Here is a 23,949-nt window from a genome sequence, read left to right as displayed (position 1 = left end):
AAATCAAAGAGCAAACTAGGAAGCTAGCCGCTGGCTGCTCAAAGCACGGCTTTGAGGTTGTGGATCGAACTGACGAAGTCAGTAACCATACCAATCCACGGCAAGGCGAAGCTAACATGGTTTGAAGAGATTTTCGAAGAGTATAAGCATTTTACTGAAATTTTAGTCTCCCCTCTAGGATGGCAAATGACATTCCCTATCAAAAATGGTAAAATAAGAAAAAATAATTCGAGAATCGAGGAAAAAAGATGCAAGAAAAAATTTTGGTAACAGGTGGAGCAGGTTTTATCGGAACCCACACTGTTATTGAGTTGATCCAAGCAGGTCATCAAGTGGTTGTAGTGGATAATCTTGTCAATAGCAATCGTAAAAGTATAGAAGTTGTTGAGAGAATTACAGGGGTTGAAGTGCCTTTCTATGAGGCGGATATCCGTGATACAGATACTCTCAGAGATATTTTCAAGCAGGAAGAACCGACTGGTGTCATTCACTTTGCGGGCTTGAAGGCTGTTGGCGAATCAACCCGTATCCCTCTTGCCTACTATGACAATAATATCGCTGGAACTGTCAGCCTTTTGAAAGCCATGGAAGAAAACAACTGTAAGAATATCATCTTCAGTTCTTCTGCGACAGTATATGGAGATCCTCACACAGTTCCAATCTTAGAAGATTTCCCACTTTCAGTGACCAATCCGTATGGTCGTACCAAACTCATGCTAGAAGAAATCTTGACCGATATCTACAAAGCAGACTCAGAATGGAATGTGGTCTTGCTTCGTTACTTTAACCCAATCGGAGCACATGAGAGTGGAGATTTAGGAGAAAATCCAAACGGTATTCCAAACAATCTCTTACCATATGTGACTCAGGTAGCTGTTGGAAAATTAGAGCAAGTGCAAGTCTTCGGAGACGATTACGATACGGAAGATGGAACTGGTGTCCGTGACTATATCCACGTTGTTGACTTGGCTAAAGGTCACGTTGCAGCTCTTCAAAAAATCCAAAAAGGGTCTGGCCTTAACATTTATAACCTTGGAACAGGCAAGGGCTACTCTGTTCTTGAAATTATTCAAAATATGGAAAAAGCAGTGGGACGTCCTATTCCTTACCGCATCGTAGAACGCCGCCCAGGAGACATCGCTGCCTGCTATTCAGATCCTGCAAAAGCCAAAGCAGAACTCGGCTGGGAAGCAGAATTTGATATCACGAAAATGTGTGAAGACGCATGGCGTTGGCAAAGTAAGCATCCAAACGGATTTGAAGACTAAGATGATGATCTCAATCATTGTCCCATGTTTAAACGAAGAGGAAGTACTTCCTCTTTTTTATCAGTCTGTTGAAGCACTGCTTCCAGAATTGGGAGCAGAGATCGACTATGTCTTTGTGGATGACGGGTCTAGCGATGGAACCTTAGACTTGCTAAAGGCCTATCGGATGCAAAATCCTGCGGTACATTACATTTCATTCTCGCGAAATTTTGGGAAAGAAGCAGCTCTGTATGCAGGCTTGCAGCATGCAAGTGGAGACCTGGTGGTCGTGATGGATGCAGACCTCCAGGATCCTCCTAGTATGTTGCTCGAAATGAAGGCCTTACTAGACCAGAATGCAGACTTAGACTGTGTTGGGACACGGAGAACTAGTCGGGAGGGAGAACCCTTCCTTCGTAGCTTCTGTGCCAATCTCTTTTACCGCCTCATGCAAAAAATCAGCCCTGTAGCTCTGCCCTCGGGTGTCCGTGATTTTCGGATGATGAGAAGGTCTGTGGTGGATGCTATTTTAGCCTTGACTGAATCCAATCGTTTTTCTAAGGGACTCTTTGCCTGGGTGGGCTTTAAAACGCACTATCTTGATTATCCAAACGTTGAACGACAGGCTGGCAAGACCAGTTGGAGTTTTAGGCAACTCTTTTTCTACTCGATTGAAGGGATTCTCAACTTTTCAGATTTTCCCTTGAGTATAGCCTTTGTAGCGGGACTTCTATCTTGTTTTATTTCTTTTGTGATGACTGTTTTTGTGGTGTTTCGGACCCTTATCTTGGGAAATCCGACATCTGGCTGGACCTCTCTGATGGCTGTCATTCTCTTTCTTGGAGGGATTCAACTCCTGACCATTGGGATTCTGGGCAAGTATATCAGTAAGATTTATTTAGAGACCAAAAAAAGACCACTCTACCTCATCAAAGAAAAAAGTGATCTTTCTATTGTTGAAGGAAAAAATAACCGGAAAAGACTATAATTTTACCTAGAAATATGCTAAACTAGTAGGTGAAGGGATTAAAGTGATAAAGAGAATCTACAAAATCAATCTCCCTTTTAAACTATGATGGATCTTTTAGAAGTGCACGTGTAGGACAATTTTTGATGGCCTCTAGAACATCGCTGCTCTCAGCGATTTCTCTTTGCAATTCAACTGGATCATCGCAAAATCGAACGATTCCATTATCATGGTAATCAAAGAGTTCAGAATAGGTTTGGCAAAGCCCGCAGGCAATGCACCGTTCAGGTATAAGTGTGAGTTTCATATTTATATTGTAATAAGAAAGTTTAAAAAATACAAGGAGTAAGGTATGGCAAAGGAACCATGGCAAGAAGATATCTATGAAAATAGTGAGGAAGAATCAAGAACAGAGCGTCGTCGCCGTAAACAAAAAGGAAAGGGCGCTGTTGCTAATCGTGTCTTAACAGTTCTAGCTAGCCTCTTCTTTGTGATCGTTGTAGCGATGGTAGTTGTATTGATTTACTTATCAACCGGAGGAAGCAATCGTACTTCATCTTTGAAGGACTTCTATGATACATCGTCTCCTTCTACAAGTTCAAGTTCTAAAGTAGAAGCATCGTCATCTTCAAGTAGCAAGGTAGAAGAAACATCTTCTTCTGAAACAACTCCTTCAGAGAGCAGTTCAGAAGAGCACACAGAAGGAGAAGGAACACTCACTGTGCATCCTGGAGAGGGTGAGGCAGCTCTTGCTCAGCGTGCAGGGATTTCCATTGCCCAGTTGGAAGCGTTAAATCCTTCTCATATGTCATCTGGATCTTGGTTTGCCAATCCAGGTGATGTGATCAAGACAAGATAGGAGTCGGGAATGAAGACAATTCAAATTGCTATTGATGGTCCAGCTTCCAGTGGTAAGAGTACGGTTGCAAAGATTGTTGCTAAGGATTTTGGCTATACTTATCTCGACACTGGTGCTATGTATCGTGCGGCTACCTATATCGCCATCAAACACCAGTTGGATTCAGGAAAAGTAGAGCAACTTTTGGAATTGCTTGATCAACATCCCATTAGTTTTGGACGTTCAGAAACAGGTGATCAACTTGTTTTTGTAGGGGATGTGGATATCACTCATCCTATCCGTGAAAATGAAGTGACCAACAAGGTTTCAAGCATTGCTGCTATTCCTGAAGTGCGTGAGAAATTGGTCTCTCTTCAACAGAAGATTGCCCAGCAAGGTGGTATTGTCATGGATGGGCGTGATATCGGGACAGTTGTTTTACCACAAGCTGAACTCAAGATTTTCTTAGTGGCTTCTGTTGAAGAGAGAGCAGAGCGTCGTTACAAGGAAAATATTGCTAAAGGGATTGAGACTGACTTGGAAACGCTGAAGGAAGAAATTGCGGCACGTGATTACAAGGATAGTCATCGTGAAACCTCGCCTCTCAAACAAGCAGAGGATGCAGTTTACCTCGACACAACTGGATTGAGTATCCAAGAAGTAGTCGAAAAAATTGAATCAGAAGCAAAAAAATATATGTCCTAGGGACGAGAGGAGCAGGCTAGATGATGCCTGCTCCTTTTCTCTCTTTTGAGCGCGTTTCAAAACAGTCTTTTTGGGAGTTTTTTGATAAAATAGTAATATCAATAAAAAGGACGGAAGCATGACAAAGAAAATCATAGCCATTTGGGCCCAGGATGAAAAAGGTGTGATTGGGAAGGAAAATCGTCTCCCTTGGCATTTGCCGGCAGAGTTGCAACATTTTAAGGAAACAACTTTAAATCATGCTATACTGATGGGGCGAGTGACCTTTGATGGCATGGGACGTCGTCTGCTTCCAAAGCGGCAAACCCTGATTTTAACGCGCAATAGCGAAGAGGTTATAGATGGGGCGCTCGTATTTCAAGATGTGGAGTCTGTTTTAGCGTGGTATCAGAGTCAGGAAAAAAATCTCTATATCATTGGTGGGAAACAGATTTTTCAGGCTTTTGAGCCTTATTTAGATGAAATCATCGTGACACAGATTCATGCTCAGGTGGAGGGAGATACCTATTTTCCTGAGGAGTTTGACTTGTCTCGTTTTGAGACAGTCGCAAGCAAATCCTATACCCGAGATGAGAAAAACAACTATGATTTTACCATCGAATACCGAGATAGAAAGGAAGTCTAATGGAGCGCAGTATATTTGGATTTTTTACAGCTTTTTTGTGTGTAATCTGTATCTTGACTGGAGCACAAGCTTTTCGTAAGAAGCGCTATGGACTGTCTGCCTTACTCTGGTTGAATGCCTTTACCAATCTAGTAAACAGTATTCATGCTTTTTATATGACCTTATTTTAGATAGAATGAAAATTTAGAACGGAAGGAAATCATGCCTACAAATAGGAAAAATGATATGATGGTTTATTGCTCATTTTGTGGCAAGAGCCAAGAAGAAGTAAAGAAAATAATCGCTGGGAACAATGCTTTTATCTGTAATGAATGTGTGGAATTGGCCCAGGAGATCATTCGGGAGGAGTTGGCTGAGGAAGTCTTAGCAGACTTGTCTGAAGTACCAAAACCAATCGAGCTCCTCAATATCTTGAACCACTATGTGATCGGTCAAGATCGTGCCAAACGTGCCTTGGCAGTGGCAGTTTACAACCACTACAAACGCATCAATTTCCACGATACGTGTGAAGAGTCTGAAGATGTGGATTTGCAGAAGTCAAACATCTTGATGATTGGCCCAACTGGTTCTGGGAAAACTTTCTTGGCTCAAACCTTGGCTAAGAGCTTGAACGTGCCTTTTGCTATCGCAGATGCGACAGCTCTGACTGAGGCTGGGTATGTGGGTGAGGACGTGGAAAATATCCTCCTCAAACTCTTGCAGGCTGCTGACTTTAATATCGAACGTGCAGAACGTGGGATTATCTACGTGGATGAAATTGACAAAATTGCCAAGAAGAGCGAGAATGTGTCTATCACACGTGACGTTTCGGGTGAAGGTGTGCAGCAAGCCCTTCTCAAGATTATCGAGGGAACTGTCGCTAGCGTACCGCCTCAAGGTGGCCGCAAACACCCGCAACAAGAGATGATTCAGGTGGATACCAAGAATATCCTCTTCATCGTGGGTGGTGCTTTTGATGGCATCGAAGAAATCGTTAAACAACGTCTGGGTGAAAAAGTCATCGGTTTTGGCCAAAATAACAAGGCGATTGATGAAAACAGCTCATACATGCAAGAAATCATCGCAGAAGATATTCAAAAATTCGGTATTATTCCAGAGTTGATTGGACGCTTGCCTGTCTTTGCAGCTCTCGAGCAATTGACGGTCGATGACTTGGTTCGCATCTTGAAAGAACCAAGAAATGCCTTGGTCAAACAATACCAAACCTTACTTTCTTATGATGACGTTGAGTTGGAATTTGACGACGAAGCCCTTCAAGAGATTGCCAATAAAGCCATCGAACGCAAAACGGGTGCGCGTGGTCTTCGCTCCATCATCGAAGAAACCATGTTGGATGTTATGTTTGAAGTACCGAGTCAGGAAAATGTGAAATTGGTCCGCATTACCAAAGCAGCTGTGGATGGAACGGATAAACCAATCCTAGAAACAGCCTAGAGGTGACTATGGAAATCAATACACACAATGCAGAAATCTTGCTCAGTGCGGCTAATAAATCCCACTATCCGCAGGATGACCTGCCAGAGATTGCCCTTGCAGGGCGGTCAAATGTTGGGAAGTCCAGCTTTATCAACACCATGCTCAACCGCAAGAATCTCGCCCGTACATCAGGGAAACCTGGGAAAACCCAGCTCCTTAACTTCTTTAATATTGATGACAAGATGCGCTTTGTGGATGTGCCTGGGTATGGATACGCCCGTGTTTCTAAAAAGGAACGTGAAAAGTGGGGTCGCATGATTGAGGAGTACCTGACAACTCGTGAAAATCTCCGTGCAGTGGTCAGTCTGGTGGACCTCCGCCATGACCCATCAGCAGATGATGTACAGATGTACGAATTTCTTAAGTATTATGAAATTCCGGTCATCATCGTTGCGACTAAGGCAGATAAGATTCCTCGTGGTAAGTGGAACAAGCACGAATCTGCAATCAAAAAGAAACTGAACTTTGATCCAAGTGACGATTTCATCCTCTTTTCATCAGTCAGTAAGGCAGGGATGGACCAAGCTTGGGATGCTATTTTAGAAAAATTATGAGGAAAATAATGGCAAAAACTATTCACACAGACAAGGCTCCAAAGGCTATCGGACCTTATGTTCAAGGGAAAATCGTTGGCAATCTATTGTTTGCGAGTGGGCAGGTTCCTCTTTCGCCTGAAACTGGGGAGATTGTAGGAGAGACCATCCAAGAACAGACAGAACAAGTCTTGAAAAACATTGGTGCTATTTTAGCAGAAGCGGGAACAGACTTTGATCACGTTGTCAAAACAACTTGCTTCTTGAGCGATATGAACGACTTTGTTCCTTTTAATGAGGTTTACCAAACGGCCTTCAAAGAGGAGTTCCCAGCTCGTTCAGCAGTGGAAGTAGCTCGTCTTCCTCGCGATGTGAAAGTCGAAATTGAAGTCATCGCAGAGATTGGATAAGCTAGTTGAAGTTTGGTTTTGCCAAACTTCTTTTGATATAAGGAGAGATAGATGACAAAGAAACAACTTCACCTAGTGATTGTGACAGGGATGAGTGGTGCAGGAAAAACCGTAGCCATTCAATCTTTTGAGGATTTAGGATATTTCACGATTGACAACATGCCACCAGCCCTCTTGCCAAAGTTTTTACAGTTGGTCGAAACCAAAGATGATGACCACAAACTGGCCTTGGTAGTGGACATGCGTAGCCGTTCCTTCTTCTCGGAGATTCAGGCTGTCTTGGATGAATTGGAAAACCAGGATGATTTGGATTTCAAAATCCTCTTTTTGGATGCAAAAGATAAGGAATTGGTAGCCCGTTATAAGGAAACTAGACGAAGTCACCCTCTAGCTGCTGATGGTCGGATTTTAGATGGCATCAAGCTGGAACGTGAACTCCTAGCACCTTTGAAAAACATGAGTCAAAATGTGGTGGATACGACAGAACTCACTCCGCGTGAACTGCGTAAAACCATTGCAGAGCAATTTTCAGACCAAGAACAGGCCCAGTCTTTTCGTATCGAAGTCATGTCTTTTGGATTCAAGTACGGCATCCCAATTGATGCAGACTTGGTCTTTGATGTCCGTTTCTTACCAAACCCATACTACCTTCCGGAACTTCGTAATCAGACAGGTGAGGATCAAGCAGTTTATGATTATGTGATGAATCATGAAGAGTCTGAAAGTTTCTATCAGCACTTACTCGCCTTGATTGAGCCCATTTTGCCAAGTTACAAAAAAGAAGGCAAGTCCGTTCTAACCATTGCAGTAGGATGTACAGGTGGACAACACCGTAGTGTTGCCTTTGCAAAACGAATCGCTCAGGACCTTGCTAAAAACTGGCCTGTCAATGAAAGCCATCGTGACAAAGACCGAAGAAAGGAAACGGTAAACCGTTCATGAGAAAACCAAAGATAACGGTGATTGGTGGAGGAACTGGTATCCCCGTCATTTTGAAAAGCTTGCGAGAAAAGGATGTTGATATCGCAGCCATCGTAACGGTAGCTGATGATGGTGGATCTTCTGGTGAGCTAAGAAAAAATATCCAACAGCTGACACCACCAGGTGATCTTCGCAATGTTCTGGTAGCCATGTCGGATATGCCTAAATTTTATGAGAAAGTTTTTCAGTACCGCTTCTCAGAAGAGGCTGGAGCTTTTGCGGGTCATCCGCTAGGAAATATTATCATTGCTGGCCTATCTGAAATGCAAGGGTCCACTTATAATGCCATGCAGCTGCTAAGTCTCTTTTTCCACACAACAGGAAAAATCTACCCATCAAGCGATCAGCCTCTGACACTGCATGCAGTCTTTAAAGACGGTTCTGAGGTGGCAGGTGAGAGCCACATTGCAGATCATCCAGGTATGATCGACCATGTCTATGTGACCAATACCTTGGATGATGAAACACCCCAAGCCAGCCGTCGAGTGGTCAATACTATCCTCGAGAGTGATATGATCGTCTTGGGGCCTGGTTCCCTCTTTACATCGATTTTGCCCAATATTGTCATTGAGGAGATTGGGCAGGCTCTCTTGGAGACTAAGGCAGAGATCGCCTATGTCTGCAATATCATGACCCAGCGTGGGGAAACAGAGTACTTTTCAGACAGTGACCACGTGGAAGTCCTCCATCGACACTTAGGTCGGCCTTTTATCGATACGGTCTTAGTTAATATCGAGAAGGTTCCTAGAGAATACATGGATACCAACCGTTTTGATGAATATTTGGTTCAGGTAGAGCATGATTTTGCTGGTCTTTGCAAACAGGTTCCTCGTGTGATTTCATCCAACTTTCTTCGTTTGGAAAATGGAGGAGCCTTCCATGATGGCGATTTGATTGTAGACGAATTGATGCGCATTATACAGGTGAGAAAATGAGTTTTACAGTTGCAGTAAAAGAGGAAATTCTTGGTCAACACCATCTCAGTCGTCATGAATTGTCTGCCATCATCAAGATGTCTGGCAGTATCGGTCTCTCGACTTCGGGTTTGACCCTGTCTGTCGTGACTGAAAATGCCAAGTTAGCTCGCCACCTTTATGAGTCCTTTCTCTATTTTTATGATATCAAATCAGAGATTCGCCACCATCAGAGAAGCAATCTTCGCAAGAACCGTGTCTATACGGTCTATACTGATGAGAGGGTGCAGGAGCTTTTAGCTGATTTGCGGCTTGCGGATTCCTTCTTTGGTTTGGAGACAGGCATTGATCCTGATATTTTAGCAGATGAAGAAGCTGGACGTGCTTACTTATGTGGGGCTTTTCTGGCAAATGGTAGCATCCGAGATCCTGAGTCTGGCAAGTACCAGTTGGAGATTAGTTCCGTATATATGGACCATGCCCAAGGACTGGCCTCTCTCCTCCAGCAATTTTTACTGGATGCCAAGGTCATTGAACGCAAGAAAGGTGCAGTTACCTATCTCCAGCGTGCAGAGGACATCATGGATTTCTTGATCGTGATTGGGGCTATGCAGGCGCGTGATAACTTTGAGCGTGTCAAGATTTTGCGTGAAACCCGTAACGATCTCAATCGAGCTAATAATGCCGAGGCAGCTAATATCGCTCGAACGGTTTCTGCCAGTATGAAGACTATTAATAATATCAGTAAAATAAAAGATATCATGGGCTTAGAAAATCTACCAGTAGATTTGCAGGAAGTGGCTCGCTTGCGGATACAGCATCCAGACTACTCTATCCAACAGTTGGCAGATAGCCTGAGCAATTCCCTGACCAAAAGTGGTGTCAACCACAGACTGAGAAAAATAAACAAGATTGCAGATGAATTATGAAGAAAGAACACAAGATAAGCGGATTTTAAACTTCTATATGTGCTTACGGGGTACAAATTTGATAAAGAAGGGTGTACTTATGCTTGAATTCTAGGGATATGAAAATAGTTGTAAAAGCGGTCAATTCTTGGTACAATAGAAATAAATAAGTAGGTTAGTAGTTTACGAGTGAAAACATGGTATAGCACCTTTGAAAGAGGATGGATTTAGCGAGGGTACACTGAGTTTAGTAGTATCTAGCTATTGAAGCTTGTGCTATTATCAAGACGACGGTTGAAATCCGTCCAACTACTTATATAAGCCCCAATTCCACCATTGGGGCTTTTGTCTTAATTCAGTTTCTTTTTCTACAATCAAAGTAGCCTTTATAATATTTCTAGGGGATTTACACGTTGCGAATAATATAATTCCATTATAAAACCACGAATCATTGATCCGTGGTTCTTTTCTTATAAACTGGTTGAGTGTTTGGGTTGTACTTTTTGCTCAGGGTCGATGTAGTTGATAGCATTGTTGACGGCAGTAGGTGCTTCTCCCAGTCCTGTCGCAACCAAATCAATCTTTCCTTCATAGTAGCAGCAGTCTCCGATAGCGTAAATACCAGCTTGGCTGGATTCTTGCTTGCTATTGACGATAATCTTGTGACGGTTGAGGTCCAGACCCCAATTTTTAAGATTGCCAACAGATGATTTGAAACCGTAGTTGACAAAGAGGTGGTCTAAGTCAATCGTTTCGGCTTCATCAGATTTGACTTTTGTGATTTCCAGTTTATCAAGTGTTTTTCCATTTCCAAGAAGTTGGCTAGGGACGAACGGCGTTTTGATGGTTACAGATGATTCTTGCAGGGCTTGCACACTGTGTTCCAAGGCACGGAAGTTATCTCGACGGTGAACGAGAGTAGTTGGGGCAATTTTTTCAAAGGCCAATGCCCAGTCAACTGCTGAGTCCCCTCCACCAAGGATGGTTACTTTCTTCCCAGCGTATTGTTGGATATTGGAAACGTGGTAGTGGATATTTTCATAGTTTTCAACGCCATCTAATTCGAGCGGACGTGGTTTGAAGGCGCCACCACCCATGGCAATGATAACTGTTTTAGACAGGTGACTTCCTTTAGAGGTTGTAATGGCAAAGCCTTCTTCTTGTTTTTCAATCTCAAGAACTGTTTCATTGAGATGAATAGGGGTATCAAAGCCGTTTAGCTGTTCAATCAAGCGATTGGTCAACTCTTCTCCGGTTAAGTTTGGAAAACCTGGCACATCAAGGATCTGCTTTTCAGGGTAGAGGATGGCTGGTTGACCACCGAGTTGGGGAAGAGAGTCGATGATTTGGACTTTAGCTTGGCGTAGGTGGGCGTAAAAGGCAGCAAAGAGGCCGACAGGACCGCCACCTACAATGGTAATATCATAGAGTTGAGACATGATTTCTCCTTTGTTTTTTCTAGTCAGTTTATTTTATCATATTTTTGCTTAATTTAAAATGAGGTAGGATAGGGAAAAAATGGGCAAAAAATGGTATAATAGTACGGAAAGTGTTTTGACAGGGAGGAGGCCAGGGATGAATTTTCAACAATTATCCAATTGGCAATACTGGACAAGTTTGTTTTCAAGTCCTTGGACTATAGTCATCAATCTGATTGATATTTTGATTGTGACTTATATTTTGTACCATTTTACCAAAGCGATTGCAGGGACTAAAATCATGATATTGGTTCGGGGAGTTTTGGTCTTTATTCTAGCCCAGATTCTCTCTAATATGATTGGTTTAACGACCATTTCCTGGTTGATCAATCAGATTATCACCTACGGGGTCATCGCAGCGGTGGTTATCTTTTCACCAGAGATTCGAACTGGTTTGGAGCGATTGGGCCGGGCTACTGATTTCTTCTCCAATGCCCCTATTAGTGCGGAAGAGCAGATGGTTCGTGCATTTGTGAAATCAGTTGAATACATGAGTCCTCGTAAGATTGGGGCGCTTGTAGTGGTTCAGAGAGTGAGAACCTTACAGGAATACATCTCGACAGGGATCCCTTTAGATGCTAAAATTTCGGCTGAATTGCTTATCAATATTTTCATTCCCAATACTCCCTTGCATGATGGTGCTGTCATTATCAAGGAGGACCGGATTGCCGTAACTTCAGCCTATCTACCCCTGACTGAAGATACCGGGATTTCCAAGGAGTTTGGGACACGTCACAGGGCGGCGATTGGTTTGTCAGAAGTATCGGATGCTCTTACCTTTGTGGTTTCTGAGGAAACAGGTGGAATCTCAATCACCTATAATGGAGTCTTTAAACATGATTTGACCTTGGAAGAGTTTGAAGCTGAATTGAGAAGAATCCTACTACCAAAATCAGAGGAAAAACATGGTCTGAAAGAGCGTTTACTAGGAGGATTGAAACATGAGAAAAAATAGTCTTTACATAATTTCTTCCTTCTTTTTCGCCTGCATCCTCTTTATCTACGCGACTTCTACAAACTACCAAAATAGCAATAGTGCCAGACAGGTGAGGACAGAAACCTACACCAATACGGTCCTTAATGTCCCAATCGATATTCAGTATGACAGCGACCAGTACTTTATCAGTGGTTTTACATCTGAAGTTACTGTCTTTCTAACTGGATCAAATAGAGTTGCTTTGGCGAGCGAGATGCAGGAAAGCACTCGGAAATTCAAGGTCAAAGCTGATTTAACCAATGCCAGTGTAGGGACCATCGAAGTTCCTCTAACCATTGAAAATCTTCCAAGCGGTTTGACAGCTGTTGCGACACCGCAAAAGATAACAGTGAAGGTCGGTAAAAAAGCAAAACGGGACAATGTCATTGTTGTACCGGAGATTGATCCTAGTCAGATTGATTCTCGCGTGAAAATCGATACCGTTACTGTATCAGATGAAAAAGTAAAGGTTATTAGTGATGAGGAGACTCTCTCTAGAGTAGATCGTGTCATTGCCATCTTACCGACGAGTGAACGGATAACAGGTAACTACTCGGCTTCTGTTCCGCTACAAGCAGTTGATAAAAATGGAAATGTTTTGCCAAGCGTCATTATGCCATTTGACACAACTATGAAAATTACAACAAAAACAGCAACGTCTGGTTCAAGTAACTCGTCAACAAGTTCTTCAGAAGGCGGTTCGTCTTCAACGAGTTCAGAAACAAAATCAGATTCGTCTAAACAATAATAAATAATAGAAAAGGATGATAAATAAAATGGGTAAATATTTTGGGACCGATGGAGTCCGTGGAGAAGCAAACGTTGAACTAACGCCAGAGTTGGCCTTTAAACTAGGACGTTTTGGTGGTTATGTCCTCAGTCAACATGAAACGGAAGCCCCTAAAGTCTTTGTAGGACGTGATACACGTATCTCAGGAGAAATGCTAGAATCTGCCTTGGTGGCAGGTCTTCTCTCTGTAGGGATTCATGTCTACAAACTCGGTGTCCTTGCAACACCAGCAGTAGCTTACTTGGTAAAAACAGAGGGAGCCAGTGCGGGTGTCATGATTTCAGCGAGTCACAACCCAGCCCTTGATAATGGGATTAAGTTCTTTGGTGGGGATGGTTTCAAACTTGATGACGAAAAAGAAGCAGAAATTGAAGCCTTGCTAGATGCTGCTGAAGATACCCTTCCTCGTCCAAGTGCCGAAGGATTGGGAACCTTAGTGGACTATCCAGAAGGTTTACGCAAGTATGAAGGCTATCTAGTTTCAACTGGAACTCCACTTGAAGGAACGAAGGTGGCCTTAGACACAGCAAACGGTGCAGCGTCTACAAGTGCCCGTCAAATCTTTGCAGATCTTGGTGCTCAGTTGACAGTTATCGGAGAAACACCAGATGGGCTTAACATTAACCTAAATGTTGGTTCAACACACCCAGAAGCTCTTCAAGAAGTGGTCAAAGAAAGCCAGTCAGCTATTGGTTTGGCCTTTGACGGAGACAGTGACCGTTTGATTGCTGTTGATGAAAATGGCGATATCGTTGATGGTGATAAGATCATGTATATCATCGGGAAATACCTTTCTGAAAAAGGCCAGTTAGCTCAAAATACTATCGTAACAACCGTTATGTCTAACCTTGGTTTCCATAAGGCCTTGGATCGTGAAGGCATCAATAAGGCAGTCACTGCAGTTGGTGACCGCTATGTCGTCGAAGAAATGAGAAAATCAGGCTATAACCTTGGCGGTGAACAGTCTGGTCACGTTATCTTGATGGATTACAATACGACAGGTGATGGACAGTTAACTGCCGTTCAACTAACAAAAGTTATACGGGAAACCGGTAAAACCTTGTCTCAACTGGCATCAGAAGTAACGATTTACCCACAAAAGCTGGTCAATATCCGAGTGGAAAATGCTATGAAAGAAAAGGCCATGGAAGTACCAGCCATCAAGAAAATCATCGAAAAGATGGAAGGAGAAATGGCAGGAAACGGCCGTATCCTTGTTCGCCCAAGTGGAACAGAACCCCTCTTGCGTGTCATGGCAGAAGCGCCAACAACAGAAGAAGTCAACTACTATGTAGATACGATTGCTGCTGTGGTTAAAGATGAAATCGGTATTGACTAAAGCCTAGAAAACTAGATGAAATGATAAAAATGTGGTACAATTGCATAGTAAATTGTAGCAATGGGAGAGAGAAATGAATCTTAAACGAGAACAAGAATTTGTTAGCCAGTATCACTTTGATGCTCGTAACTTTGAATGGGAAAATGAAAATGGGGCTCCTGAAACCAAGGTAGACGTGAATTTCCAGCTGCTCCAATACGACCAAGAAAACCAAGTAACCTCGCTAGTTGTTATCTTGAGCTTTATGATTGTCTTTGACAAATTTGTCATCAGTGGAACGATTTCCCAAGTTAACCATGTGGAAGGTCGTATTGTTAACGAACCAAGTGAATTTAACCAAGAAGAAGTTGAAACCTTGGCACGTCCATGCTTGAACATGCTCAACCGTTTGACGTATGAAGTAACAGAAATCGCCTTGGATCTTCCAGGGATCAATTTGGAGTTTTAGTCATGAAATTAGCTGTCATTACAGATTCTTCAGCCTATTTAGAGGAGAAGACGCTGCAAAGAGAGAATCTATTTATCTTGGATATTCCTGTCAATATTGATGGGGAAGAGTATGTTGAAGGTGTCAATCTGACTGCTGAGGAATTTTATCAAAAAATGGCTCAGTCTGCAGAATTGCCTAAAACTAGTCAACCAAGTATTGCCAAATTGGATGAGACTCTAAGTTCCTTGAAAGAAGCGGGTTATACCCATGTCTTGGGCCTTTTCCTTTCGTCAGGAATTTCAGGCTTTTATCAGAATATCCAATACCTGTTGGACGAGTATGAAGGTTTGACCATTGCCTTTCCGGATACCCATATCACAAGTGCTCCTCTAGGATTTATGGTAGAGAGTGCCTTTGAATGGGCAGAAAAGGGCGATGATTTTACTCAGATTCAGGAGAAATTAGCTATCCAAATCGCTGACAACTCGGCCTTTATCATAGTAGACGACCTTGATCACTTGGTTAAGGGAGGACGTCTGTCAAATGGGGCGGCCATTCTAGGAAATCTTCTCAGTATCAAGCCCATTCTTTACTTCAATGACCAAGGTGTAATTGAAGTTTACGAAAAAGTTCGTACGGAAAAGAAGGCAACCAAACGTTTGGTGGAAATCATCAAAGAGTTGACAAAAGATGGGGACTACCGTATTACAGTCATTCATGGTAATGCACCTCAAAAGGCGGCAGATTTGCGCCAACTCTTGATTGAGAGTGGTGTGAATTCTGAGATTCCAATTGTTAGCTTTGGTAGTGTCATTGGGACCCACCTTGGAGAAGGCAGTATTGCCTTGAGCTATACGCCAGTTGTCTAGATTGTTCTAGGCAGACTTTGTATCTTAGAAATTGAACACGGACCATCTGCCTCTTGAAAAAAGATGCCTGTCTTGCCTTTCATGGAAAGTCAGTGCCATTCTCTATTTTTCATGGGCAGCTAAGGTCCTTTGTATCTTAGCAATTGAACACGCATGGAACCCTGTGTGAAAAAGATAGTTCTTCCAAGGAGTAGACACTCCTTGATCAGAACTCCTATTTTCACTTTGTGTTCTTACAGGCTTTGTATCTTAGAAATTGAACACGGACTATCTGCCTCTTGAAAAAAGATGCCTGTCTTGCCTTTCGTGGAAAGTCAGCGCCATTCCCTATTTTTCATGGGCAGCTAACGTCCTTTGTATCTTGAATAGGAGTAGAGATGAGTATTCGAGTGATTATTGCTGGGTTTAAGGGAAAGATGGGCCAGGCCGCTTGTCAGATGGTCTTGGCTGATCCTGACTTGGACTTGGTGGCAGTGTTGGATCCTTTTGAGTCTGAATCAGAATGGCAGGGAATTCCTGTATTCAATGATAAGGCTGACTTAGCCGGATTTGAAGCAGATGTCTGGGTAGACTTTACAACACCAGCCGTTGCCTACGAAAATACGCGCTTTGCCCTTGAAAATGGCTTTGCTCCTGTCGTAGGAACAACTGGATTCACTAGTGAAGAAATTACAGAACTAAAAGAATTTTCCCGTGAGAAAGATTTAGGTGGCTTGATTGCCCCTAACTTTGCCTTGGGTGCGGTCTTGCTGATGCAATTTGCGGCTCAGGCTGCCAAATATTTCCCAAATGTGGAGATTATCGAGCTCCATCATGACAAGAAAAAAGATGCTCCGAGTGGAACAGCCATTAAAACAGCTGAGTTGATGGCAGAAGTTCGGGAGTCTATCCAGCAAGGTGCGCCCGATGAGGAAGAACTCATTGTAGGAGCTCGTGGTGCTAATTTTGATGGCATGCGCATCCATTCAGTTCGTCTACCAGGCTTGGTAGCCCATCAGGAAGTCATCTTTGGCAATCAGGGAGAAGGATTGACCCTCCGTCATGACTCCTATGATCGTAGCTCCTTCATGACAGGGGTGAATTTGGGAATCAAAGAAGTTGTCAAGCGTCATGAGCTTGTCTATGGATTAGAACACTTATTATGAGATTAACACAAATGCCTTCTGAATTTCAGAAGGCTTTACCAGTATTAGAAAAAATTAAAGAAGCAGGTTTTGAAGCCTATTTTGTTGGGGGCTCTGTTCGAGATGCCCTCCTCAATCGTCCCATCCATGATGTGGATATTGCGACCTCTTCCTATCCAGAGGAGACCAAGCAGATATTCTCCCGTACAGCCGATATCGGAATCGAGCACGGCACCGTCTTGGTCCTAGATGGTGATGAGGAGTATGAGGTAACCACTTTTCGGACAGAGGATGTCTATGTGGACTATCGCAGACCCAGCGCGGTTTCCTTTGTGCGTTCGCTAGAAGAAGATCTCAAGCGTCGTGATTTCACAGTCAACGCCTTTGCCTTGGATGAAACAGGAGAAATTATTGATTTGTTCGATGGTCTCAAAGATCTGGAAAACCAAGTCTTACGAGCAGTTGGCGTAGCTAGTGAACGTTTCAATGAAGATGCCTTACGTATTATGCGTGGTTTTCGTTTTCAGGCCAGTCTTGGTTTTGAACTTGAGCAAGAAACATTTGAAGCGATGAAATCCTTGACTCCACTCTTGGAGAAGATTTCTGTGGAACGTACCTTCGTTGAGTTTGATAAACTCTTGCTGGCCCCTTTTTGGCGAGTTGGCCTGTCTTCCATGATTGAGAGTCAAGCTTATGATTATCTCCCTGATATGGCAGCCAGTCGAGAAAAGCTTCAAAAATTGTTTGCTTTAGAGGCGGACTTCACCTTTGAGTCTTCCGAACAAGCCTGGGCGGCTCTACTGTGGGCCTTAGAGATTAAGGATGCACAGCCATTTTTGAAACATTGGAAAACCTCACGCCAATTTGCCAAGCAGGTTCAGGATTTGCTGAGCATTTTGATGCTTCGTGAGAAGGGGGAATTGAGCAAGCGTGATTGTTACCGCTTTGATTTGGATTCCCTTCTACAAGCTGAAAGTCTTCGTCAGGCCCAAGGAAAAGAAGTCAACCCACAAGCCATCACTGAAACTTACCAGAGTTTGACCATTCATGATAAGAAAGAAATCCAAATCAATGGAGGTATTCTCATCAAAGAGTACGGCTATCAGCCTGGTCCAGATTTGGGAGAGATTTTAGCAGAAATTGAGTATGCCATTGTCGATGGAGAGTTGGAAAATGACCGTCAAGCCATCCATACTTACCTGAGGGAGAAAAAATGAGTGATTTTATTGTTGAAAAACTAAGTAAATCCGTCGGTGACAAGACCGTTTTTAAGGATATTTCCTTTATCATCCATGACTTGGATAGAATCGGTCTGATTGGTGTCAATGGAACGGGTAAGACCACCCTTTTAGATGTTCTATCAGGTGTTTCTGGCTTTGATGGGGATGTCAGTCCCTTTTCGGCAAAGAATGACTACAAGATTGGCTACTTGACTCAGAATCCAGATTTTGATGATAGCAAGACGGTCTTGGATACGGTCCTATCCAGCGACCTCAAGGAAATCCAGCTCATTCGTGACTATGAACTCCTCATGATCAACTACAGTGAGGACAAGCAGGCGCGTTTGGAACGCGTTATGGCGGAGATGGATTCTCTCCAAGCCTGGGAAATCGAAAGTCAGGTCAAGACGGTTCTCAGCAAGCTGGGGATTCAGGATTTGTCGACTCCAGTTGGTGAATTGTCAGGTGGTCTGAGAAGACGTGTTCAGTTGGCACAAGTTCTCCTAGGAAACCACGACCTCTTGCTACTGGATGAGCCGACCAACCATCTGGACATAGCGACTATCGAGTGGCTGACCCTCTTTTTGAAAAATTCCAAGAAGACGGTTCTCTTTATCACCCATGATCGTTATTTCCTAGATGCACTATCAACACGGATTTTTGAGTTGGACCGAGCAGGCTTGACTGAGTATCAGGGAAATTATCAGGACTATGTTCGTCTTAAGGCGGAACAAGATGAGCGTGACGCTGCTCTCCTTCACAAAAAGGAGCAACTTTACAAGCAAGAATTGGCTTGGATGCGCAGACAACCGCAAGCGCGTGCAACCAAGCAGCAGGCTCGGATCAATCGTTTCCACGACTTGAAAAAGGAAGTTTCAGATAATCCTACTGAGACAGACTTAACCATGAACTTCGAGACCAGTCGGATTGGTAAGAAAATCATCGAGTTTAAAGATGTTTCCTTCGCTTATGAGAACAAGCCGATTTTACAAGATTTTAATTTCTTAGTGCAAGCCAAAGACCGTATCGGTATTGTTGGTGATAATGGCGTCGGAAAATCAACTCTTCTTAATCTGATTGCGGGAAGTCTTGAACCGACAGCAGGTCAAGTTGTGATTGGGGAAACCGTTCGTATCGCTTATTTCTCTCAACAAATCGAAGGGTTGGATGAAAGCAAACGGGTCATCAACTACCTCCAGGAAGTAGCAGAAGAGGTCAAGACTAGCGGTAGTTCTACAACTTCCATTGCAGAGTTGCTGGAGCAATTCCTTTTCCCACGATCGACCCATGGAACCTTGATTGAGAAATTGTCTGGTGGAGAGAAAAAACGTCTTTATCTCCTCAAATTGCTCTTGGAAAAACCAAATGTTCTTCTTTTGGACGAACCGACAAATGACCTAGACATTGCGACTTTGACAGTTTTGGAGAATTTTTTGCAAGGCTTTGCAGGTCCTGTCTTGACAGTTAGCCATGACCGCTATTTCTTGGATAAGGTAGCGACCAAGATTCTCGCTTTTGAAGATGGCAAGATTCGTCCTTTCTTTGGTCATTACACCGACTACCTTGACGAAAAAGCCTTTGAAACAGAGATGGCCAATCAAGTGCAAAAGGCCGAAAAGGAAAGAGTGGTCAAGGTTCGAGAAGACAAGAAACGCATGACCTACCAAGAAAAGCAGGAGTGGGCAAGCATTGAAGGCGATATTGAAACCTTGGAGAATCGTATCGCTGCTATTGAAGAGGAGATGCAGGCAAATGGCTCTGACTTTGGCAAACTAGCGACCCTTCAGAAAGAGCTAGACGAGAAAAACGAAGAACTGCTTGAAAAATACGAACGCTATGAATATCTAAGTGAATTTGATAGATAGAAGAATAGAAAAATCCCGTCTCATGACAGGATTTTTCTATTCTTCTTTTTTGGTTTCTTGATGAAAGATATTTTGCCAAGTCTCATGGCGACGCCAGATACTGGTGTGGACGATACCATCTAACTCATAGCAAATGAGCTTGGTTTTTTGACTGATGGAAGTAATCTGAATATCCTTGATTGTAGTAGGTAGTTCTTTTGCAGCTTTGTAGGCGCCCTTGTCCATCTGCTCTCCATCTTGACGGATATAGAGAAAGTCCTCAGCAAGGAGTTCTTCTAGCTGGTTCCCCTGGTCAATCAATTGCTCGCGCATGAGTAGTTTTTTATAGACATTGTCCAAAATTTCGTCTTCAAGTATAGGAGCAGGTTCGATGTGGATATCAGTATCAAAGACTCCAAAACGCTCTTCTAGCATAGACTCGACCTGGTCTGCAATTTCGTGACTCTCATAGACTGATAAATCGGGATTCATTTCTAAGGTAATATCAAGGTAGATGTTGCTACCGTAGGTACGCCCTCTTTGGGACTTGACCTTACTAATCTTTGGAATCTCCATGATAGCCTTTTGGTAGTCTTCTAGTAGCCGGTCATCAAAACCATCTGAAAGACTGAAGGAAGATTCGATAAAGATATCATAGGCTGTCTTTAAGATAAAGAAAGTGATGATGATAGCAACCAGTTTATCCACAATTGGATAATTGAAACTGCTAGCTAGTATGGCAATGGCGGTTCCAAGTGAGGTAACAGCATCAGAAAGATTATCCTTAGCAGCTGCCTTTAGAGCTTTGGATTTGGATTTCTTACTGAGGCCTGTGTTATAGAGATAAACGACAAACATAACCGCCGCAGAAATGATTCCTAGTAATGCTCCTAGAGGATCAATAATCGTTTGTTCCCGACTGAGAATTTTTTGAATGGTGTCCCGAAGAACATCAAAGCCAACGTAGAACATGATGATGGAAGTAATCAAACTAGCCAAATCTTCAATCTTCCAGTGACCAAAACGATGGTCACGGTCTGCAGGCTGGCGCGCCATCCGAATGCCAATCAAGAGGGCAACATTTCCAATAATATCAGATACGTTGTTGAAACCATCCGCCACCAAACTGGATGAATGCAAAAGATGACCTGTTGCCAGTTTAGCCGCTGACAAAAACAGATAAGTTGAAATGCTGATAATGGCACCACGTTCCGCCAACTTGAGATTTGACATGGATTGATTCATCGGACTTCCTTTCTAGTGTTGAGATTCTGTTTTCATTATACTGGTTTTCATAGGAAAATTCAAATTTAGTCTTGTTTCATCGGATTTTAATTCTTGAAAATTGTTCAAATTTTGATATAATAGTACTACTCAAGGGAGTAGCTGGCAGAAACCTGTGATAGTGTCGTCATTCCGAATTTTATACCGCAAAGTATTCTTTCCGGCGCTATCTTAAACAGCGAGACTTGTTATGATTAACAGGTCTCTTTTTGTTTGTCATAAAACCAAAAGAGAGCTTGTTTTGCACACAAAGTCAAGGAGGAGACACATGTCAAAAGAACAAAAACGCCAAGCGTTTTATACTCAAAGTCCCGAAGAGGTCTTGAAGGCGGTTGAAGCAACTGAGCAAGGTCTTTCGTCAAGCGAAGCGCAGAAACGCCTAGCTGAATATGGGCGCAATGAACTCGAAGAGGGTGAGAAAAAATCTCTCTTGGTTAAATTCATCGAACAGTTTAAGGATTTGATGATTATCATCCTAGTTGCTGCGGCTATCTTGTCAGTCGTAACTTCTGGTGGAGAAGATATCGCAGATGCCATTATCATTCTAGCCGTGGTTATCATCAACGCAGCCTTCGGTGTTTACCAAGAAGGAAAAGCAGAAGAAGCCATCGAGGCCCTCAAGTCTATGTCCAGTCCAGCTGCTCGCGTTATTCGTGATGGGCACATGGCAGAGATTGATTCCAAAGAATTGGTGCCAGGAGATATCGTTGCCCTTGAAGCAGGTGACGTAGTACCAGCAGACCTACGTTTGCTAGAAGCCAATTCACTCAAAATCGAAGAAGCTGCCTTGACAGGTGAGTCTGTTCCAGTTGAAAAAGACTTGACAGTCGAGCTTGCTGCCGATGCTGGAATTGGTGACCGTGTCAATATGGCCTTCCAAAACTCAAATGTGACTTATGGTCGTGGTCTTGGTGTTGTTGTCAATACAGGTATGTATACTGAAGTGGGTCATATCGCTGGCATGCTCCAAGATGCGGATGAGACAGACACGCCACTCAAACAAAACTTAAACAACCTTTCTAAGGTCTTGACCTATGCAATTTTGGTCATTGCTTTGGTTACTTTTGTAGTTGGAGTCTTCATTCAAGGTAAAGATCCACTTGGTGAGTTGATGACCTCTGTTGCGCTTGCTGTTGCAGCCATTCCAGAAGGGCTTCCTGCTATCGTGACCATCGTTCTTGCTCTTGGTACTCAAGTTTTGGCTAAACGAAACTCTATCGTTCGTAAGTTACCAGCAGTTGAAACGCTTGGTTCAACAGAAATCATCGCTTCTGATAAGACTGGTACGCTTACCATGAACAAGATGACAGTCGAAAAAGTCTTCTATGACGCAGTCCTACATGACTCTGCTGATGATATTGAACTTGGCTTGGACATGCCACTACTTCGTTCAGTTGTCTTGGCCAATGATACCAAGATTGATGCTGAAGGAAACCTGATTGGTGACCCAACGGAAACAGCCTTCATCCAGTATGCCTTGGACAAGGGCTATGATGTTAAAGGGTTCTTAGAGAAATATCCTCGCGTAGCTGAATTGCCATTTGACTCAGATCGTAAGCTCATGTCAACAGTTCACCCATTGCCAGATGGCAAATTCCTCGTGGCAGTCAAAGGGGCTCCAGATCAACTTTTGAAACGTTGTGTTGCTCGTGACAAGGCTGGTGATATTGCTCCGATTGATGAGAAAGTCACTGAATTAATCCATACAAACAACTCTGACATGGCTCACCAAGCCTTGCGTGTCCTTGCAGGTGCTTATAAGATTATCGATAGTATTCCAGAAAATCTTACTTCTGAAGAGCTTGAAAACAACTTGATCTTTACTGGTTTGATTGGGATGATTGACCCTGAGCGTGCCGAAGCGGCAGAAGCCGTTCGTGTAGCTAAGGAAGCGGGAATCCGTCCAATCATGATCACTGGTGACCACCAAGATACAGCAGAAGCTATTGCCAAACGTTTGGGAATCATCGATGAAAATGACTCGGAAGACCATGTCTTGACAGGTGCAGAGCTCAACGAACTTTCTGATGAAGAATTTGAAAAAGTCGTTGGTCAATACTCTGTTTACGCGCGTGTATCTCCAGAACACAAGGTTCGTATCGTGAAGGCTTGGCAAAACCAAGGTAAGGTCGTTGCCATGACAGGTGACGGTGTTAATGACGCTCCAGCTCTGAAAACAGCCGACATCGGTATCGGTATGGGAATCACTGGTACTGAGGTTTCTAAGGGTGCATCTGACATGATTCTTGCGGATGATAACTTTGCGACCATCATCATCGCAGTTGAAGAAGGACGTAAGATCTTCTCAAACATTCAAAAGACCATTCAGTACCTACTTTCTGCCAATACGGCTGAAGTATTAACCATCTTCTTATCAACCTTGTTTGGTTGGGATGTCCTACAGCCAGTTCATCTCTTGTGGATTAACTTGGTAACCGATACCTTCCCAGCTATCGCTCTTGGTGTTGAACCAGCTGAGCCAGGTGTTATGACCCACAAACCACGTGGACGCAAATCAAGCTTCTTCTCAGGTGGGGTCATGAGTTCCATTATCTATCAAGGTGTACTCCAAGGGGCACTCGTCTTGACTGTTTATGGTCTTGCTCTTGCCTATCCGGTCCATGTAGGAGATAATCAAGCCATTCACGCGGATGCCCTCACCATGGCCTTTGCAACACTTGGCTTGATTCAGCTCTTCCATGCCTACAACGTCAAGTCTGTTTACCAATCCATCTTGACAGTCGGACCATTCAAGTCTAAGACTTTCAACTGGTCTATCTTGGTATCTTTCATCCTCTTGATGGCAACAATCGTCGTAGAACCGCTTGAAGGTATCTTCCACGTAACCAAACTAGACTTGTCACAATGGGGAATTGTCATGGCTGGAAGCTTCTCAATGATTATTATTGTCGAGATCGTTAAATTTATTCAACGCAAGCTTGGTTTTGATAAGAACGCGATTTAAAAAGAAAGTCATCTTCGGATGGCTTT

At 43.2% G+C, this 23,949-nt stretch carries 23 protein-coding genes; 20 read left to right on the top strand and 3 right to left on the bottom strand.

All coding sequences use genetic code 11. From position 1 onward, the window contains the following. Positions 1-248 precede the first annotated feature (248 nt). Both galE and ATE34_RS06460 read left to right on the top strand, forming a co-directional pair. Positions 249-1,268, top strand: coding sequence for a UDP-glucose 4-epimerase GalE (gene galE / locus ATE34_RS06465; protein ID WP_061598148.1), 1,020 nt, complete (start codon positions 249-251; stop codon positions 1,266-1,268). Position 1,269: 1 nt separating this feature from the next. Beyond that, entirely contained in the window at positions 1,270-2,235 is a 966-nt protein-coding gene (locus ATE34_RS06460; protein WP_061598149.1) for a glycosyltransferase family 2 protein, read from the top strand. Between the two features lie 82 nt (positions 2,236-2,317). Here ATE34_RS06460 and ATE34_RS06455 read toward each other — a convergent pair whose 3' ends face one another. Beyond that, complete coding sequence (locus tag ATE34_RS06455) at positions 2,318-2,521, bottom strand: ferredoxin (RefSeq protein ID WP_007517026.1); 204 nt, start codon at positions 2,519-2,521, stop codon at positions 2,318-2,320. A gap of 45 nt (positions 2,522-2,566) precedes the next feature. Here ATE34_RS06455 and ATE34_RS06450 point away from each other — a divergent pair, with 45 nt between their 5' ends. The 9 genes from ATE34_RS06450 to whiA all read left to right on the top strand — a co-directional run bounded on the left by ATE34_RS06450 (position 2,567) and on the right by whiA (position 9,625). After that, on the top strand, positions 2,567-3,073 hold the full coding sequence (locus ATE34_RS06450; protein WP_061598150.1) for an SAG1386/EF1546 family surface-associated protein: 507 nt from the start codon (positions 2,567-2,569) through the stop codon (positions 3,071-3,073). Positions 3,074-3,082: 9 nt separating this feature from the next. Beyond that, on the top strand, positions 3,083-3,757 hold the full coding sequence (gene cmk / locus ATE34_RS06445) for a (d)CMP kinase (RefSeq protein WP_084911382.1): 675 nt from the start codon (positions 3,083-3,085) through the stop codon (positions 3,755-3,757). 118 nt (positions 3,758-3,875) lie between these two features. Further along, the gene (locus ATE34_RS06440; protein WP_084911381.1) at positions 3,876-4,382 is read left to right on the top strand and encodes a dihydrofolate reductase; all 507 of its coding nucleotides are present in this window, start codon (positions 3,876-3,878) and stop codon (positions 4,380-4,382) included. A 201-nt stretch (positions 4,383-4,583) separates the two neighbouring features. Next, positions 4,584-5,816, top strand: a complete 1,233-nt coding sequence (gene clpX / locus ATE34_RS06430; protein ID WP_084911380.1) for an ATP-dependent Clp protease ATP-binding subunit ClpX — start codon at positions 4,584-4,586, stop codon at positions 5,814-5,816. Positions 5,817-5,824: 8 nt separating this feature from the next. After that, positions 5,825-6,412 carry a ribosome biogenesis GTP-binding protein YihA/YsxC gene (yihA, locus tag ATE34_RS06425; RefSeq protein ID WP_000405196.1) on the top strand — a complete coding sequence of 196 codons (588 nt, stop codon included), beginning with the start codon at positions 5,825-5,827 and terminating at the stop codon, positions 6,410-6,412. An 8-nt stretch (positions 6,413-6,420) separates the two neighbouring features. Then, a complete protein-coding gene (locus ATE34_RS06420; protein ID WP_001140420.1) occupies positions 6,421-6,801 on the top strand; it encodes a RidA family protein in 381 nt (126 codons plus the stop codon). A gap of 51 nt (positions 6,802-6,852) precedes the next feature. Then, the gene (rapZ, locus tag ATE34_RS06415) at positions 6,853-7,743 is read left to right on the top strand and encodes an RNase adapter RapZ (protein WP_084911379.1); all 891 of its coding nucleotides are present in this window, start codon (positions 6,853-6,855) and stop codon (positions 7,741-7,743) included. Further along, positions 7,740-8,717: a YvcK family protein gene (locus ATE34_RS06410; RefSeq protein ID WP_001231060.1), complete on the top strand. Its 978-nt coding sequence runs from the start codon at positions 7,740-7,742 to the stop codon at positions 8,715-8,717. The genes rapZ and ATE34_RS06410 overlap by 4 nt, the downstream gene beginning before the upstream one ends. Further along, entirely contained in the window at positions 8,714-9,625 is a 912-nt protein-coding gene (gene whiA, locus ATE34_RS06405) for a DNA-binding protein WhiA (protein WP_084911378.1), read from the top strand. Before ATE34_RS06410 ends, whiA begins: the two co-directional genes overlap by 4 nt. Before the next feature lie 449 nt (positions 9,626-10,074). Here the strand turns inward: whiA and ATE34_RS06400 are convergent, their stop codons facing one another. Continuing rightward, positions 10,075-11,043 (bottom strand): NAD(P)/FAD-dependent oxidoreductase, encoded by a 969-nt coding sequence (locus tag ATE34_RS06400; RefSeq protein WP_084911377.1) that lies wholly within the window; start codon positions 11,041-11,043, stop codon positions 10,075-10,077. A 136-nt stretch (positions 11,044-11,179) separates the two neighbouring features. On the opposite strand from ATE34_RS06400, the gene cdaA reads away from it, so the two are divergent. From cdaA to ATE34_RS06355, 8 genes are all read left to right on the top strand, one after another. Further along, the gene (cdaA, locus tag ATE34_RS06390; RefSeq protein WP_084911376.1) at positions 11,180-12,037 is read left to right on the top strand and encodes a diadenylate cyclase CdaA; all 858 of its coding nucleotides are present in this window, start codon (positions 11,180-11,182) and stop codon (positions 12,035-12,037) included. Then, positions 12,024-12,806: a CdaR family protein gene (locus tag ATE34_RS06385; protein WP_084911375.1), complete on the top strand. Its 783-nt coding sequence runs from the start codon at positions 12,024-12,026 to the stop codon at positions 12,804-12,806. The genes cdaA and ATE34_RS06385 overlap by 14 nt, the downstream gene beginning before the upstream one ends. Positions 12,807-12,834: 28 nt before the next feature. Then, positions 12,835-14,187: a phosphoglucosamine mutase gene (gene glmM, locus ATE34_RS06380; RefSeq protein WP_084911374.1), complete on the top strand. Its 1,353-nt coding sequence runs from the start codon at positions 12,835-12,837 to the stop codon at positions 14,185-14,187. Between the two features lie 73 nt (positions 14,188-14,260). After that, positions 14,261-14,635 carry a DUF1149 family protein gene (locus tag ATE34_RS06375; protein WP_001050095.1) on the top strand — a complete coding sequence of 125 codons (375 nt, stop codon included), beginning with the start codon at positions 14,261-14,263 and terminating at the stop codon, positions 14,633-14,635. A gap of 2 nt (positions 14,636-14,637) precedes the next feature. Beyond that, a complete protein-coding gene (locus ATE34_RS06370) occupies positions 14,638-15,486 on the top strand; it encodes a DegV family protein (protein ID WP_084911373.1) in 849 nt (282 codons plus the stop codon). A 377-nt stretch (positions 15,487-15,863) separates the two neighbouring features. After that, positions 15,864-16,631 (top strand): 4-hydroxy-tetrahydrodipicolinate reductase, encoded by a 768-nt coding sequence (gene dapB, locus ATE34_RS06365; protein ID WP_084911372.1) that lies wholly within the window; start codon positions 15,864-15,866, stop codon positions 16,629-16,631. Next, positions 16,628-17,827: a CCA tRNA nucleotidyltransferase gene (locus tag ATE34_RS06360; protein WP_084911371.1), complete on the top strand. Its 1,200-nt coding sequence runs from the start codon at positions 16,628-16,630 to the stop codon at positions 17,825-17,827. The genes dapB and ATE34_RS06360 overlap by 4 nt, the downstream gene beginning before the upstream one ends. Then, a complete protein-coding gene (locus ATE34_RS06355; RefSeq protein WP_084911370.1) occupies positions 17,824-19,695 on the top strand; it encodes an ABC-F family ATP-binding cassette domain-containing protein in 1,872 nt (623 codons plus the stop codon). The genes ATE34_RS06360 and ATE34_RS06355 overlap by 4 nt, the downstream gene beginning before the upstream one ends. A 36-nt stretch (positions 19,696-19,731) precedes the next feature. On the opposite strand, the gene ATE34_RS06350 is transcribed toward ATE34_RS06355, so the two are convergent. Next, positions 19,732-20,919, bottom strand: a complete 1,188-nt coding sequence (locus ATE34_RS06350; protein ID WP_084911369.1) for a cation diffusion facilitator family transporter — start codon at positions 20,917-20,919, stop codon at positions 19,732-19,734. Between the two features lie 307 nt (positions 20,920-21,226). Between ATE34_RS06350 and ATE34_RS06345 the strand changes: the two genes are divergently transcribed. Further along, positions 21,227-23,923: a cation-translocating P-type ATPase gene (locus ATE34_RS06345; protein ID WP_084911368.1), complete on the top strand. Its 2,697-nt coding sequence runs from the start codon at positions 21,227-21,229 to the stop codon at positions 23,921-23,923. The last annotated feature ends 26 nt before the right edge of the window (positions 23,924-23,949 follow it).

This window comes from Streptococcus oralis subsp. tigurinus (genome assembly GCF_002093545.1).
In the GTDB taxonomy this organism is placed as follows: domain Bacteria; phylum Bacillota; class Bacilli; order Lactobacillales; family Streptococcaceae; genus Streptococcus; species Streptococcus oralis_C.
This window is presented reverse-complemented; position numbering and strand designations above follow the sequence as displayed.